The sequence below is a fragment of the Clostridium sp. C8-1-8 genome (assembly GCF_009928445.1).
Taxonomy (GTDB): Bacteria; Bacillota; Clostridia; order Clostridiales; family Clostridiaceae; genus Clostridium_AR.
In genome coordinates this window covers 13,611-29,872 of record NZ_JAABNO010000019.1, presented here as the reverse complement: position 1 = coordinate 29,872, position 16,262 = coordinate 13,611, and the positions used below count along the sequence as shown (strand labels likewise).

At 31.6% G+C, this 16,262-nt stretch carries 14 protein-coding genes; 3 read left to right on the top strand and 11 right to left on the bottom strand.

The genetic code is table 11. The annotated features are described in order from the left end of the window. Positions 1–93: 93 nt before the first annotated feature. The 3 genes from GXK57_RS17550 to GXK57_RS17540 all read right to left on the bottom strand — a co-directional run bounded on the left by GXK57_RS17550 (position 94) and on the right by GXK57_RS17540 (position 2,063). Positions 94–903, bottom strand: a complete 810-nt coding sequence (locus GXK57_RS17550) for a hypothetical protein (protein ID WP_160678850.1) — start codon at positions 901–903, stop codon at positions 94–96. A 310-nt stretch (positions 904–1,213) separates the two neighbouring features. Beyond that, positions 1,214–1,522, bottom strand: a complete 309-nt coding sequence (locus GXK57_RS17545) for a hypothetical protein (protein ID WP_160678848.1) — start codon at positions 1,520–1,522, stop codon at positions 1,214–1,216. Between the two features lie 70 nt (positions 1,523–1,592). Then, positions 1,593–2,063, bottom strand: coding sequence for an NUDIX domain-containing protein (locus GXK57_RS17540; RefSeq protein WP_160678846.1), 471 nt, complete (start codon positions 2,061–2,063; stop codon positions 1,593–1,595). Positions 2,064–2,292: 229 nt separating this feature from the next. On the opposite strand from GXK57_RS17540, the gene GXK57_RS17535 reads away from it, so the two are divergent. From GXK57_RS17535 to GXK57_RS17525, 3 genes are all read left to right on the top strand, one after another. Continuing rightward, positions 2,293–2,721 carry a CBS domain-containing protein gene (locus GXK57_RS17535; RefSeq protein WP_160678844.1) on the top strand — a complete coding sequence of 143 codons (429 nt, stop codon included), beginning with the start codon at positions 2,293–2,295 and terminating at the stop codon, positions 2,719–2,721. A gap of 243 nt (positions 2,722–2,964) precedes the next feature. Continuing rightward, a complete protein-coding gene (locus GXK57_RS17530) occupies positions 2,965–3,531 on the top strand; it encodes a sigma-70 family RNA polymerase sigma factor (protein WP_160678842.1) in 567 nt (188 codons plus the stop codon). Beyond that, positions 3,524–4,894 carry a DUF4179 domain-containing protein gene (locus GXK57_RS17525; RefSeq protein WP_160678840.1) on the top strand — a complete coding sequence of 457 codons (1,371 nt, stop codon included), beginning with the start codon at positions 3,524–3,526 and terminating at the stop codon, positions 4,892–4,894. Before GXK57_RS17530 ends, GXK57_RS17525 begins: the two co-directional genes overlap by 8 nt. A gap of 41 nt (positions 4,895–4,935) precedes the next feature. Here the strand turns inward: GXK57_RS17525 and lepB are convergent, their stop codons facing one another. The 8 genes from lepB to GXK57_RS17485 all read right to left on the bottom strand — a co-directional run bounded on the left by lepB (position 4,936) and on the right by GXK57_RS17485 (position 16,261). Continuing rightward, positions 4,936–5,520 (bottom strand): signal peptidase I, encoded by a 585-nt coding sequence (gene lepB, locus GXK57_RS17520; RefSeq protein WP_243156463.1) that lies wholly within the window; start codon positions 5,518–5,520, stop codon positions 4,936–4,938. A gap of 225 nt (positions 5,521–5,745) precedes the next feature. Beyond that, entirely contained in the window at positions 5,746–7,530 is a 1,785-nt protein-coding gene (locus GXK57_RS17515) for a M3 family oligoendopeptidase (RefSeq protein ID WP_243156462.1), read from the bottom strand. Between the two features lie 399 nt (positions 7,531–7,929). Further along, complete coding sequence (locus GXK57_RS17510) at positions 7,930–9,300, bottom strand: MATE family efflux transporter (protein ID WP_160678838.1); 1,371 nt, start codon at positions 9,298–9,300, stop codon at positions 7,930–7,932. A gap of 28 nt (positions 9,301–9,328) precedes the next feature. Next, complete coding sequence (locus GXK57_RS17505; protein WP_160678836.1) at positions 9,329–10,135, bottom strand: TrmB family transcriptional regulator; 807 nt, start codon at positions 10,133–10,135, stop codon at positions 9,329–9,331. 528 nt (positions 10,136–10,663) lie between these two features. Beyond that, positions 10,664–12,124, bottom strand: a complete 1,461-nt coding sequence (locus GXK57_RS17500; RefSeq protein ID WP_160678834.1) for an NADP-dependent glyceraldehyde-3-phosphate dehydrogenase — start codon at positions 12,122–12,124, stop codon at positions 10,664–10,666. Further along, positions 12,124–12,354 (bottom strand): glutaredoxin domain-containing protein, encoded by a 231-nt coding sequence (locus GXK57_RS17495; protein ID WP_160678832.1) that lies wholly within the window; start codon positions 12,352–12,354, stop codon positions 12,124–12,126. Before GXK57_RS17495 ends, GXK57_RS17500 begins: the two co-directional genes overlap by 1 nt. Before the next feature lie 4 nt (positions 12,355–12,358). Further along, a complete protein-coding gene (trxB, locus tag GXK57_RS17490; protein ID WP_160678830.1) occupies positions 12,359–13,297 on the bottom strand; it encodes a thioredoxin-disulfide reductase in 939 nt (312 codons plus the stop codon). 495 nt (positions 13,298–13,792) lie between these two features. Next, complete coding sequence (locus GXK57_RS17485) at positions 13,793–16,261, bottom strand: ATP-dependent Clp protease ATP-binding subunit (RefSeq protein ID WP_160678829.1); 2,469 nt, start codon at positions 16,259–16,261, stop codon at positions 13,793–13,795. Position 16,262: the final 1 nt, after the last annotated feature.

Genomic DNA, 16,262 nt, shown 5'->3' with positions numbered 1-16,262 from the left:
CTTGATATTAATATTTAGCACCAGAAAATTTTCACAATTATCTACAGTAAATAGCTGAGAGCATCTTACATAAAAGACACTCTTGGCTATTATTTAACTATTCTTAACATGTTCATGATTTCTTAAATGATTTATACAGTATTCATGATTTCCTTGACAGCCAGAGCAATATCTAAACTCTATATTAGGATCATCGTTATCTGTTATACCACAGACTTCACACTTATGTCTCCACACTAGCTTAATGTTTTTGTTTTTAATCTTTTTCTTGAAATCTTTCTTACTATTAAATGAGTAACCAGTATTTTTACCTCTATATAACATATCCTTGCCAAAAAACACAAAGAAATTTATTAGTGCAGCAATTATAGAAAGTTTTACACTAATATCTCCTTGGATAAAGGAAATAGCTAAAAATGCCGCATCAAGCCATGCCAAATATTTAATCTTAATTGGTAACACAAAGAATAATAATATTTGATAATCTGGATATGTGTAGGCAAAGGCTAAGAACAAAGATAAGGTTAAATAAGTTCCAGTGACAGCCCCTCCTGTTATAAAACCAGCAATTATAGTCCCTACTATCCCTAGCAAGTAATAGAAGTTAAATCTAAATGCTCCCCATTCGCTTTCTAAAGCTGAACCTATCATATAATAAAAATATAATACAAATATTATAAAGATAGGTGATGAACTTGGTGGTATGAAGATGAAAGTTATAATTCTCCATACTTCTCCCTTTAATATAAGACTAGGTATGAACATAAGCTTAAATGTAAGCATACTTGTTCTAAATAAATATTCCATTAAATATACAATTAAGTTAGCTATCACTATATAGAACATCAAGTTCTTAATAGCGTATCTACCAAACTTTCTTTCCAATTTATCTAACCACTTCACCCCAAAACCTCCTTTAATTATAACCAATTATTTGCATGCTAAAATCAATCTCCATATTATAGATTATAACCAGTTAACTGTTATTTAACTAGTATTATAAAAATACTCCAATACTAAAATCCTTACTTTTCAATCAAGGCAATGTAAATCTATGTGCCTCAACTAAATCATCTATGGGTGATTATATATTAAATAATAATAGATAATATATTAAAAATAACCCCTGTTTTAGGGATTATTTATTTAACAATATACTAAGGATCACTTGTTTTTAGAATAATAATACGAAAATAAATATCAACCGACATAATTATTTCTTCAAATATCTACCTTTAGCAACAAACGCTAAAGCTACTGTAACTATATATATAGACATTATTATAATTGCTAATATTATGGTTGATAACGTGGAATAAAAATTTATAACTCCTGTAATAAATAAAGCTACACCGATTACTATATTTTGAATCCTCAAAAATTTAATAAGTTCATCTGAAATCTTCTTATATCTTTTAAAATTAGATAGATTTTTAATTTTTTCATCGGAAGCCTTAAACCCTGTAAATACCAACATAGCTCCAAACACAATTAGAAAACCACTAAAAACAGCATTTTCCACAAACTCAGCTCCTTATCTTTTAGTTATGAAATATCTACTAAATTATAGAATAAAAGCTTTACAATAGCAATTAATTTGTATCTCCCAAATAAACAGCTGTCTTTTGTCCTATTGAGATCTTTTTAATTACATCCTTTAGAGCTGATGGATATATTCTATGATTACTCAAATCATCAATATCAATCCATTCAGAGCCAAGCTGCATATTATCAGGCACAGCTCCCATAGTAGGCACATAATCATTGTTTATATTACACCTGAACATAAACTCAACTTGGTGTAAGTCCTTATCATACTCTGCAAACTCGTGATTTTTACCTATATACTCACGTATCAATGCTAGATCATATATCTGTATTTTTGCACTTTCTCCTAACTCTTCTCTGCACTCTCTTTTTAAGGTGTCAATAAAGGTCTCACCAGGTTCCTGCCCACCTCCAGGTAGTAGATACCAGTAACCTTCTTTATCTTCTAGCTTTATAAATAAAACCTTGTTGTTTTCTATTATTAGAGCTTTTACTGAATTTCTAATCTTATTCATTATATCCCTCCTAAGATCTACACTACTAAAATAATAGCACTAAAGCAAAAATCAATAAATATTATAAAAAACTTTTACATTTATATAGTTATTATATACTACCTAAAATATTGGATATTAATATTCTAAAAAGCACATCTGTTAATTGTTCCCTAATAATTTTTATAGTTATTTTTTATTTTTTAAGGAAATACTAATGTTGAAATTTAATTAAAGGTAGGTGTTTTTTATGAAAGCAAGAGATGTAATGAGCAAATCTTTAGTAAGCGTAGCACCTAATGATACTGTAGAAAGAGCTGCTATCCTAATGAAAGAATACAATATCGGCTCAATTCCAGTATGTTCTGGTGATAGACTTGTAGGTATAGTTACTGATAGAGATATAACTTTAAGAGCTGTTTCCTCTGGTGCTGATACTACACATGAAACAGTTAATAGTGTTATGACAAACAACCCTGTAACAGCTTCACCTGATATGAGCGTAGAAGACATTTCAAGAATAATGAGCCAACAACAAATAAGAAGAATTCCAATAGTAGAAAATGGAAGAGTAGTTGGAATAGTAGCCCTTGGCGACTTAGCTACAGAACCAAAAGCAGATGAAAAAGCTGGCCATTCACTAAGCGATATATCTCAACATGGTAATTCAGGCTTCTAAAAACTTAAAATATTAACTAAAAAATCACTGAGTTTATTTACTCAGTGATTTTTTGTATGCACTTATAATGATAATAAAGTATTTTTACAAATTCTATACTCAGAATGTAAGGTATTTTTAAAAATATCTTTGGCATTGAAGTTGTACATCTTTATGTGTATTTATTATAAAATATAAATTGTTAAATTTTACGAGAGATTATAATATATAGCTTCGTAGTTATATATGAAAGGAAGGTGCAATATGAAAATCACTAGTGAGAACTTTATAGATCAGCTAATTAAGAAGAATCCTTCTGCACTAGACTACGTTGTTGACAACTATTCAAATTTGATTTTTAAGGTAATAGTCTCTGTAATCGGAATAGACCATAGGGAGGATTGCATGGAATGTTTGAATGACGTATTGCTAAAGATTTGGAATAATATAACCTCATACAAAGCAAAAGAAGCAAAGTTTACTTCATGGTTAATTGCAGTTAGTAAGTACAATGCCATTGATTATAAAAGAAAGCTGTCAAAGTCGAAAAATAACTGTGATATTGATGATGTAAGCATCATAGATGAAAAAAGTACTGAATCAGAGATACTAGCTAAGGAAAGTAATAAAGAGATTTTAGATATCATAAGCACCATGTCTTACCCTGACAAGGATATCTTCATACGAAGGTATCTTATGGGTGAGAGCATAAATGAAATATGCTTGGCCTTAAATTTATCCAGATCTTCTGTAGACAATAGAATATTTAGAGGGAAGAAGCAGTTAAAGAAACAAATAAATGACTTTTATGGAGGTATCATAAATGAGTGATAATATATATGAAATATTAAACTCCTCATTTTTTGACGAAGAGGATTATGAAAATATAGATGCAACTCTTACTGACATAGAGATAAAAAATATTAAAAATAAATTTAGAAAAAAGCTCAAAGCTAATAATAAAAAGAAATATGCCTATATAGCGGCTTCTATGGCGCTTATAATAACTATCGGAACTTTTTCAGTAAAACCTGCTTTTGCTGATCCTTTTATCGAAAGCATTCCATTAATAGACTCATTATACGAAAAGCTTGGATATTATAAAGAATTTAAAGATTTCTCTAGTTATATAGGTTTAAGTCAAGAAAAGGATGGATATAAATTCACTATAGACAAACTTATGGCTGATGATGAAAATGTTATGGTAGCACTTAGAATCTTTAAGCCAGGATTAAATAAAGATAAGAATGATAAAAAAGCAAATGATTTTGATATTTCTCCATTAGTATCAAATGGTAATCTTATATTTATGAGTGCCGATAACAGTTCTACTATACTTGATGACGATACTATATTGATAGTATCTAAACTTGAGGTTGCACCAGCTAAGAAGGTTCCTAAAAGATTGGATATGAACTTAGTTATAAGAAACCATGACATTCCTAATTTATACGTAAAATTTTTAGTTCCTGTATCTAGAGAAAATACCCTAGAAAGTACCATATCCAAAAATAATCCGGGGAAAATAAAGTTAGGCAATATAGATACTGTAAAGATTAATAGATTAAAAACAAGTCCTTTAAACACTTCAATTAAGTTTTCTTTAGAAAAAGGTGATAAAGATCCCATTGATTTCGAATTCTATTTATTTGATGATAAAGGAAGAATATATAATACCATTACCTCAAGGTCTGACGATAGCGGCTATTATATAACCGATTTTACCAAAGTTGAAAAAGATGCAAAAAAACTTTACATTTCCGCCTCATTAACTAATAGATCTGAGGTCATTAAAGACGATAAGCGAGTAATTTCAACTCCTGAAGAGTTCCATAAAGCTCATGACTTATACACATTAAGAAGCTTTCACGTAGATAATATAGGCACTATAAAAATAAATAAAATTGAAAAAAACTCTGATAATATTAAATTTTACTTTAACCTAGATGATCCTAATAATCTATTAAAAGCTTACTACCCTATTAATCTAGCTGAAAAACATGGAGATGAGCTTGAAATGTATATTCATCAAGATTACACTAAATTCTATAAAGATACTAACTCAAAGGAAAAAGACTCCTATATCTTAGAATATGATAATATTGATAATACTAAAACTTATGGATATAACGTATCCTTCCCATTTTATAAGACATTATCTCAAGGCGCTCCATTAGAGATTAACTTAAAATAAAAACAAACCACTGAGAGTATACCCTTTCAGTGGTTTGTTTCTTACTTTATAGTACTTAACTTATCTAAAGGCCATATTCTAAGTCGGGCTTTTCCTTCAACCTGATTTTCGTCGATAAGACCAAAGGATCTACTATCTATACTAACCTCTCTGTTATCACCTAGCACAAACAGTTTTCCCTTTGCTACTTTTAGCGGGAAGTTTATCTGCTGCTTTTCTGTATTACCTTGAGCATAATCCTCAGATAGTTTGTTACCATTAACATAAACAGATCCATCTCTAAGATCAATTTCATCTCCTGGTACTCCGATTACACGTTTTACTAAGCGTATATCCTTATGGTTAAGTAAATCATCTAAAAATATCTTAAAATCTGCTAAAGCCTTATCCCTACTTTTATCTTCTAAGAATATCACTATATCTCCTCTTTTTGGTTCTTTAAAATCGTAAGTTATCTTATCTATAAGTAGTTCTTGACCATTTTCAAGTGTATTTTCCATTGATTTTTGTTGCACTTGTACCATTGCAAAAACTTTAGTATCAAGTATGGTTACTAAAATAAGAGCGCCTACTATGGGATAGACCCATCCCATAATCTCTTTAAATAATTTCTTTTTATTGATCATACATCCTCCCATACTTAAATATGACTTTTCTAGAAATGGACTATGGAGCTTAAGTGATATACAAACAGGTAAAATCACTTAATATTATTTTACCCCATTTACTTAATTTTACAATACCATTTATTGTGTTGTTACTAAAACTATTTTTAAGTTCTTTTACTAAAGACTGAAATAGATTAAAGTGTATCTAACCTTTAAAACTCGATATTTTAATAGTTTTAACGGCTACCTTGATATATTACAAAACTTCTCTATATCCCTTTTTACCATGTCTATAGATCCCTTCCAGAAGGACTCATCATGTAAATCTATTCCTATATATTTAGCTACATCATAAACATTAGCCTTACCTGTTAACCTAAGAACTTCATTATACCTTTCTACAAAGTTACTTCCTTCTTCTATATAAAGTTTGTATAAACCCTTAGAGAATAAAAGGCCAAAAGCATATGGGAAATTATAATAATTTCTTCCTACATAGTAATAGTGAGGCTTATGCACCCAAGCATATGGATCTAAGGTTTCCTCTAGTATTGCCTCTCCATAAGCTTCCTTCTCCGCCCAAAGCATTAAATCTTTTAATTCCTCTAAAGACAATTCACCATCTTTTCTTCTCTTAAATACTTCATCCTCAAATAGGAACCTTGCATAAATATCCACTATTACACTAGCGCAGTTTACAAGTTCTGCTCCTAATATAACCAGAGCTTCCTCCTTATTGGCAGTTTCTAAAGCTGCATTTCTCACAATATTTTCAGCAAATATAGATGCAGTCTCCGCAAGAGGCATAGGATATGATGAGTTCAGTATGCTTTCCTTCTGTAATACATATCCGTGGTAGGCGTGACCTAATTCATGGGCTATAGTGCATACATTTTTAAAGTTTCCATCAAAGCTACAAAGAACTCTGCTCTCCTTTATGAAATGTAAGTTATGACAGAAGGCACCACTTCTTTTCCCATCCCTTACCTCCGCATCTATCCACCTATTGTCAAAAGCCTTTTTAGCAAGGTTGCCCATTTCTTCTGAAAATGATGAGAAATGCTTTACTATAAATCTTTCAGCTTCATCATAGCTAAAAGACATATCCTTCTCTCCAACTGGAGCCATTATATCATAATAAGGAAGCTTACCCTGGTAGCCTAAAAGCTCAGCTTTCTTAAAAAAGTACTTTTTGAAGTCTACTAAGCTTTCCTTCATAACTTTAAGCATAACATTTAAGGTTTCTTCATCCATTCGAGAGTTTTCAAGAGTCATCTTAAGCGGTGATTCATATCCTTTTAGCTCACAAATAGTTAATACTTCACCTTTTATACCATTTAGCGAAGCTGCAACTCCCTCTGCTATACTATCATTACTTTCCAACTCAGCATAAAAAGCTTTCTTTCTTAATTCCTTATTATCTGAAAATAATAAGTTTTTCACCTTAGTTATAGCCAGCTTTTCTTTCTTTCCGTCTATCTCAATCTCTACCTTATGATTTGATGTCAATTGATTTTTAAGCTTCAGCCAGGCGCTAGAACTAGTTAATCTCATTTTGGATATAGCAACTTCTTCTTTTTCACTTAATATATGCTTGTTTTCTAGAACTATCTCTTTTAGATAAAATTCATGCTCTTTCAATAAGTCAGAAGCTCTTATTATCTTATCTAAATCTTCTAAGCTGCTTATCCATTTTGCAAACTTAACCTGTGCTCCTGTTATCTTTGTTTGCTTCTTTTCTATCATACCTAAATACTTCTTTGCTTCTTCATTCTTTGCATCTGCTGAAAAACTTAGGCTGGCAAAGCTGCTAAGCCTTCCCTCTAAACCAATATATTCTTTTATTAGATTTATATAAGTCTCTAATTTTTTTATAGGTTCATCATTATCCTTAAGGTCATTTTCAGCCCATGATATAAACTTTTCTATACATTGATCAAATAATTTCATATCATTTCTAAAATCTTCACCATTAAATGAAGAATATAATTCCTTTAAGCTCCACTTCATCTTTTCATTATTATCCATATTAATTATTAGCACTAAAGAGTTCTTTTATGGAAAGTTAATTTACTAACTCTATAAGTACTAATTTACACCTCTTTCCTAATTAAAAATTCTTTATTATTAAATATTATTTATGAAACTTAAAAATCCTTCTATAAACTTATTAAATTATTGAATATATTATGTTAATTAAGTTTAAAGTTTTACTCATCTACCAGAACTTCTTAACCTATGTAAAGAAATTCTGATAGGCTAATACGATCTAGTTCTTACTGTATTCTATAACCATCTATTCGTAAATGCCGAAATTATTATACTTAGCTTACAAATAAGTTATAATTTCCTTTGAAGTAAAAAAACATGCATATAAGGAACTTCCTATTTATGCATGTTTACTATATTAATATAAGCTCATACTAACTAACTTTCCTGACTTATCATTCCTTTTTTAACAAAGGCCATACTTTCCCACTTTCTTGATCTCCATCTCCATAACATCAACACTCCTCTAAACCATTCGTCACAAGCAAAGGCAACCCACATCCCTGCAAGTCCTAGACCAAGTTTTATGCCTAATAGATAGGATAAGGTAACACTAACTCCCCACATGGAGCAAATCCCCATGTAAACGGGGAACTTAACATCTCCAGATGCTCTTAGAGAATTTATAACAACCAAATTGAAGGATCGTCCTGGTTCTAAAAATACGTCTATTATAAGAATAATCCCACCTACAGCTAGTATCTTAGGATTTGATGTAAATATACCTAAGGCCTGATTTCGGAAGACTCCAAATATTAATGCTATAGAAAAAGCTGTTGTTAATGCAAGCTTCAAACTGTGTATACAGGTCTTATACGCCTTCTCATTTTCCTCAGCTCCTACAAGGTGCCCTACCAATATCTCAGTCCCTTGTCCTATTGCCACGGAGAATAAATATGCAAACATTACTATATTTTGTACATAAGCTTTAGTTGTTAATGCCTCATTTCCCAAAAAGTTTATAAAATAAGTTATAACTAGTTGAGATACATTGTATGAAAGCTGCTCTCCTGCTGTTGGTACCCCTATCTTTAAAAGATCCTTGACTATCTTCTTAGGAAATGGCGTTAGATTTTTCAAACTGAATCCTCTTTCAACATTTCTAAATACTACAAAAAGCATTATGATTAGTCCAACAATTTTACTTATATTAGTTGATATAGCCACACCTGCAACTCCTAAAACAGGAATTCCAAATGCACCAAATATAAAGATATAATCTAGGATAACATGCAATACATTCATGCCTATGGTTACATACATAGATATTTTAGTTAATCCATGACTTCTAACTATAGCAGTACAAGTCATCATAACTGCCTGAACAAATAAGAAACCACCAACGATCTGAAGATACTGAGATGCAAACTTCATGAGCTCAGGTCTTATTCCCATGGTACTTAAAATCCCATGTGCAGCAAAATACATTATTGCACTCAGCGTTAGCCCAAATATCAAGTTTATTATTAATGACACTGTAGCAACCTTAGAGGCCATTTTCTTATTGCCAGCACCTAGGTTCTGAGCTATAAGTACAGAAGTACCTGTAGATAAAATTCCAAACATTATGTTCATCATGGATATTAACTGATTGGATACTCCAACAGCAGCAACTGAGTTATCAGAATATCTGCTTAACATAAGTGTGTCTACACTACCTAGCAACATAAATAACAAGGTTTCTATAAAAATAGGCCATGTTAAGTTAAATACTGTCATTTTACTTTTTGATGCTTTCTTCTTGGTCAAACTAATCATCTCCGCTTCAATACTTATACTATCTATCTTTTTTACTTTTACAAACCGATGATCCCATCTCAAAGCCACTATTAATCAATATATCACTGGTAACTAAATTCTTATTGTATTTATCCTTAAGCTTTAAAAGATAAATATCATGGTGTATATGCTCAGATATTATTGAAACCATCAATGAATTTTCTGTAACTGTGCCAAGAATATCCTCATCATTAGTTTCGTTAGCTATAAGTGCCTTTTTATTATCAACTATCATCATCCACCTTCTGCCATCATAAAAGATACTCTTACTCTCGTGATGATAGTATTCCAAATCTAGTCCTTCCACATCAAGACTCTCGAAAGAGAAAACTATTATTCTAATGTTCCTCTCTATAAGCTTTTTCAGTTCTTCTTCAAATAACTTTAATTCAAAGGTAGTGGATATATATACTTCACTTTCTGCTTCCACTAATAGTTTCTTCGTAGTTTCAATAAAGTTAGAATATCCCTTCATATTCCAGTATTGATCATCTAGTTCACTTCTTTCCATATTACTTAAGGACTCTTCTAAAATCTCTATAGAGTTCTGATAATTGGCTTTTATATTATTTATTAAAGTATCCGGGGATTGAGCTTTATAAATCGTAGGCTCTCCAGATAACATCAATACATTTCCTCTCTTATATAAACTCTCTAAGCAGCTGTATACAGAGCTTCTGGATATATTAAGCAATTTGGATATCTGTGATCCATTTAACTGACCATTCTTAAGCAAACATAAATAAACTTCAGCCTCAGTTTTCGTAAAATTAAAATCTTGTAATTTATTAATTATATCGTTCATACCTACTCCTGTTTCATTATAAAAACTTTTGTTTTTATTTATATATTATAAAATCTGAATTACTTAATAATTATCTATAATATAGTTGTCACTAATGAAGATGTATAATATAGTGTAATCTCAATAGCTCAATGATAAATATATAATTTTGTAAATATATTAATCTATACCTATAAAACAATATACTCTTATATCTTTTCACATCATATCATCAATGTTGTACTTATTGTACAACATGACTTTTAGTTAGTCAAACACTAATTAATCAATAAAAAGGTTAAGTTACCAATGTTATCGGTTCAGCATAGCCTTTAATAGTATATTATTGGACTCATTTGTAATGCTGAGTGTGCTATGTAAACTAACTATTATAATAAAGATATTTTTAGCATCTTACTTTTTGAAACAAATAATATGAAATTATGAAAAGCAAAAAAGCCAAGGTATATATCCTTAGCTTTTTCATTTAATCTTAAATAAATATATTTTAGATTAATAATAATATTATACTACTTGTATCTATACATACTACTCAGCTAGATTTATTACTATAGCCTTTGGCCTGCTCATAGCTTCTATAGAGTATCTTATTCCTTGAGTACCTATACCTGAAGACTTAACTCCAAGGAATGGGAAGTGATCTGGGCCTCTTTCAGTCTTATTATTGACTTGAACAGTACCAACCTCAAGTTTTGAAGCTATATAGAAAGCTGCATTTATATCTTTAGTAAATACTGATGATTGTAATCCGTATTCTGATGCATTTGCTATCTTTATGGCTGCATCTCTGTCACTTATTCTTATTATAGGAAGTACTGGTCCAAATGGTTCTTCCCATGCCAATCTCATATCTACATTTACATTATCATATAAAGTAGGATATATTAAGTTTCCTTCTCTATTGCCGCCAATTATAAGCTTAGCGCCTTTTTCTTCTGCTTCTCTCATTAAATCTTCTACATAGTCAGCAGCTTTAGTATCTATAAGTGGAACTACGTCTACTTGATCATGTTCTAAAGGATTACCAACCTTTAATTCTGATATCTTAACCTTAAGTTTTTCTATTAGTTCGTCTGCAACAGACTCCATTACTAATATTCTCTTAACAGCTGTACATCTTTGACCTGAATATGAGTATGCACCTGCTATTATATTCTTAACAGTAAGATCTAAGTCAGCATCTTCTAAAACAATAGCAGCATCTTTTCCACCAAGTTCCATAAGTAATGGTTTCATAGCTGTTATTTGCGAAATATGCTTACCAACCTCTGTACTTCCAGTGAAGTTTATGAAGTCTACATGATCATGAGTAACTGCATAATCCCCTATTTCACTACCTCTTCCTGTTACTGTATTTAAAACACCTGCTGGAAGACCTGCTTCTTGGAATGCCTTTGCTAAATACAAAGCTGATATGCTACCTTGAGTTGCTGGCTTTAATACAACAGAATTACCTGCAACAACAGCTGGAGCTATCTTTGATGCTGATAAATTTACTGGATAGTTAAATGGTGATATAGCAAGAACTACTCCTAAAGGCTCTCTAGTTACTACTGATATCTTATTTCTATTAAAACCTGGGAATGGATCTGAAGGAATAGATTCACCTTCCATGCTCTTAGCTGCATCTGCTGTAAATCTTATATAATCAGCAGTTCTTGTAACCTCTGATACAGCACTCTTTTTATCCTTTGCAACTTCTCTCACCATTATATTTGCTATTTCTTCTGCCTTTTGATCTAATATATCCGCAGTCTTATAAAGAATTTCAGCTCTTTCATTTAGAGGAACGTTTCTCCATGATAGTTGGGCATCACTGGCATTTTGTATCGCAGCATCAACCTCTTCTTTGCTCATTGCTTGAACTCTTCCTACTATTGAATCATCTATTGGTGATTTTATATCTATAAGCTTCTTTGTATTTGTTTCAATCCACTTACCATCTACAAGGTTCTTATAAATCTCCCCATTACGTATATCATTAAACATTATCTTACCTCCAATGCCCTATCAATTTTTTCTCTATCAAAACCTACTATTATTTGTCCGTTAATATCTATAACTGGTACAGTTCTTTGGCCAGAAACTTCATATACCTCATTTCTGTACTCATGCTCATCAGCTACGTTTATTTCTGAATATTCTACTCCTTTTAACTTGAAGTAATCTTTAGCCTTTACACACCATGGACACCATGATGTAGAATATATTTTCACCATATTACTAACCTCTCTTTGCTTCTAATATATATTTTTCTGCATCTAAGGCAGCTATAGTTCCATCAGCTACTGCTGTTGTAATCTGTCTAAATTGCTTTTCTCTTACGTCTCCAGCTGCATATACGCCTTTTATGTTTGTTCTTGTGCTTTCATCTGCTAGAATATATCCTTGAGGTGTAAGCTTTACGTAGTCCTTAAAATGACTTGTCTTTGGTTCAGTTCCTATATATCCAAAAATAGCATCCATTTGAATTTCTTTTTCTTCGCCTGTATTTGTATTCTTTATCTTAGCACTTTCCATAAACTTATCTCCAGCTACATCAACTAGATCCCAGTTATACATAACTTCTATCTTAGGGTGATGTAGTACTTCCTCTAGAGTTGCTGCTTCTCCCTTAAAGTAATCATATCTTCTAATCATAACTACTTTTGAAGCGAACTTTGTAAGGAATAAAGCTTCTTCTAGAGCTGAGTTTCCTCCTCCTACTACACCTATTACCTTTCCTTCGTACATAGCTCCATCACATACTGCGCAGTAGTGTATACCCTTTCCTGAAAACTTTTCTTCATTAGGCACAGGAATCTTTTTAGGAGTTGCCCCTGTTGCTATTATTACTGCTTTTGGTTTATATATATAACTAGTTGTTTCAACTATTTTCTCTTCATCTGAGAAATCAACTCTTTCAACTAGATCAAATTCGTCTATTGTTGCACCTAATTCCAAGGCCTGTTCTTGCATTAGATCAGCAAGCTTTCCACCCTCTATAGATTTAAAACCTGGATAGTTTTCTATGGAATAACTAGTTCTTACCTGACCACCTACTATAGCATCTTCTAAAAGTACCATATTAAGTTTAGCTCTAGATGCGTATATTGCTGCTGTTAATCCTGCTGGACCTCCACCTATTATCATTAAATCAATTATCTTCTCACTCTTAGCCATAGTTTTCCCTCTTTCTGAATAATACTTACTTCCGTTTTAATTACCCCCAAGGGGTATCTTTAATATTATTATAGCACTATATATTCATTTTGCAACAAGTTTTTAACAAATAATAATTATTTATTACACTATACTCCTCTAACTATAGTTTTTTATTAAATTAAGTTATTATTCATATTTTTAAATCGCTTAACAACAACAGCATTTATATCCTCAATCTTTTGAACATAATAAAAATAAACCAAAGACTTCACTTTGCTTGGCAGGAGGTTATTATAAACAAAAAAGTAAAAACCGTAGTCTATAACTATAGGAATCTAATATCTTAATTTAATCCCTATATATAAACTACGATTTTTAACTTTAATTTATTCGTTTATATAGATGTACCACTTCATATAAAATTTATATTTTGTAAATATCCTCTAAGAACCTAGCATTGTAATTAAAATATTTTCTTGATTAAAATGCTACACCATCAATACAAAATATAATTTAATTAGTTTCTTCTTGAGCCACTACGCTTGGAGTAAACTTCAAATCTCCATCCTCTGCAGTTACTTTAACACTTTGACCCCTCTTTATATTTCCTTTAAGCATTTCTTCACTTAATTTATCTTCAACACTCTTAGTTATGACTCTTCTCAAAGGTCTTGCACCATAGGTTACATCTTTACCCTTTTCAACAAGAATCTTTTTACTTTCTTCATCAAATTCTAAATGTATGTCTTGTTCGTCTAATCTTTCTGTAACTGAGCTTACCATAAGGTTGACTATTTGTAACAAATCTTCCTCTTGTAGTCCATGGAATACAATTGTATCATCAATTCTATTAAGGAATTCTGGTCTGAAAGTCTTTCTAAGATCATCCATAACATTTTCCTTCATTTTTTCGTATTCTGTTTCGCTCTTATCTTCATCCATGCCAAATCCTATTGTTTTTTGCTTTTTAATTGTATGAGCGCCTACATTGGAAGTCATTATTATTATTGTATTTTTGAAGTTAACAGTCTTACCTTTTCCATCTGTAAGTCTTCCATCCTCAAGTATTTGTAATAATATATTAAATACGTCTGGATGAGCTTTTTCAATTTCATCTAGTAATACTACTGAATAAGGTCTTCTTCTTACAGCTTCAGTAAGCTGGCCACCTTCATCATATCCAACATATCCTGGAGGGGAACCTATAAGTCTTGATACTGAATGCTTCTCCATATATTCTGACATATCCACTCTAACTGTATTGTCCTCATCTCCAAACATAGCCTCAGCCAATGCTTTAGAAAGCTCAGTTTTTCCAACTCCAGTAGGTCCTAAGAATATAAATGAGCCTATAGGTCTATTAGGATCCTTTAACCCTACTCTTGCTCTTCTTACTGCTCTAGCAACAGATTTTACTGCCTCATTTTGTCCTACTACTCTCTTATGGAGTATTTCTTCAAGTTTTAATAATTTCTCTGATTCAGTTTCTGTTAGTTTTTCTACTGGCACCTTGGTCCATTTAGAAACTACTGATGCTATTTGCTGCTCTCCAACTATATGAGTTTGAGCACTACTTTGAGTAGTCCAATTTGTCTTCATATGGTCTAGTTTTTCTCTTAACTTCTTTTCTTTATCTCTTAACTCAGCAGCTTTTTCAAAGTTTTGAACTGCTATAGCATCTTCTTTTTCCTTAGTTGCCTTTTCAATTTCTTCTTCCATCTCTTTAAGATCTGGAGGAGTAGTTAAGTTTTCAATTCTAACCTTAGCAGCCGCTTCATCTATTAAGTCTATAGCCTTATCTGGCATAAATCTATCAGTTATATATCTATCTGAAAGATTAACAGCAGCTTCTAGAGCTTCATCTGTTATCTTTACTCCATGATGGGCTTCATACTTATCTCTAAGGCCTTTTAATATTTGTAATGTTTCAGATTTTGAAGGTTCTCCTACATTTACAGGTTGGAATCTTCTTTCAAGAGCAGAATCTTTCTCAATGTACTTTCTATACTCATCAATAGTTGTAGCTCCTATACATTGAATCTCTCCTCTTGCTAAAGCAGGCTTAAGTATGTTAGATGCATCTATAGCTCCTTCAGCGCCACCGGCACCAACTATTGTATGAATCTCATCTATAAATAACAGTACATTTCCTGCATTCCTAATCTCTTCCATTACCTTCTTTAATCTATCTTCAAATTCACCTCTATACTTTGCACCTGCTATCATAGAGGTTATATCCAATGCAACAACTCTTTTTTCCTTAAGTATCTCTGGAATGTTTCCTTCAACTATCTTTTGAGCCAAACCTTCCGCTATTGCAGTTTTTCCTACTCCAGGATCACCTATTAAGCAAGGATTGTTTTTTATTCTTCTACACAAAATTTCTAAAACCCTTTGAGTTTCTTCGTCTCTTCCAACCACAGGATCAAGCTTACCTTCTATAGCCATCTCAGTAAGATCTCTTCCAAACTGATCTAGATTAGGTGTCTTATGATCTGTTTTTCTCCTTTGGGGACTGTCAGATTGACCACCTTGTGATACAGGCTTTCCATTAAAGCTACTAATTATATCTGCTCTAAGTTTTTCAAAGTTAACATTGAGATTATTTAAGATAGTATATGCTACACCTTCGTTGTCAGCTATTAAAGCAAGAAGTATATGCTCTGGACTTATATAGTTATGTCCTAAATTTCTAGCTTCCACTAAACTATTATCTAAAAGTCTTTTGGTTCTTGGAGTTAGTGGTATCTCTCCTGAAAAGTACTCAACCTCACCTTCTCCAACATATTGTTGTATCAGCCTACCTACTCCATCTACATTTACATTATAGGCGTTTAATAACTCTTTACTTTTTCCCTCATCCATTAGTATTCCTAATAGAATATGCTCAGTACCTATATACCCATGTTTATATTTTTTAGATTGTTCTCTAGCATTCATTAAAACTTTTTGAGCTCTTTCTGTAAATCTACCAAATAACATG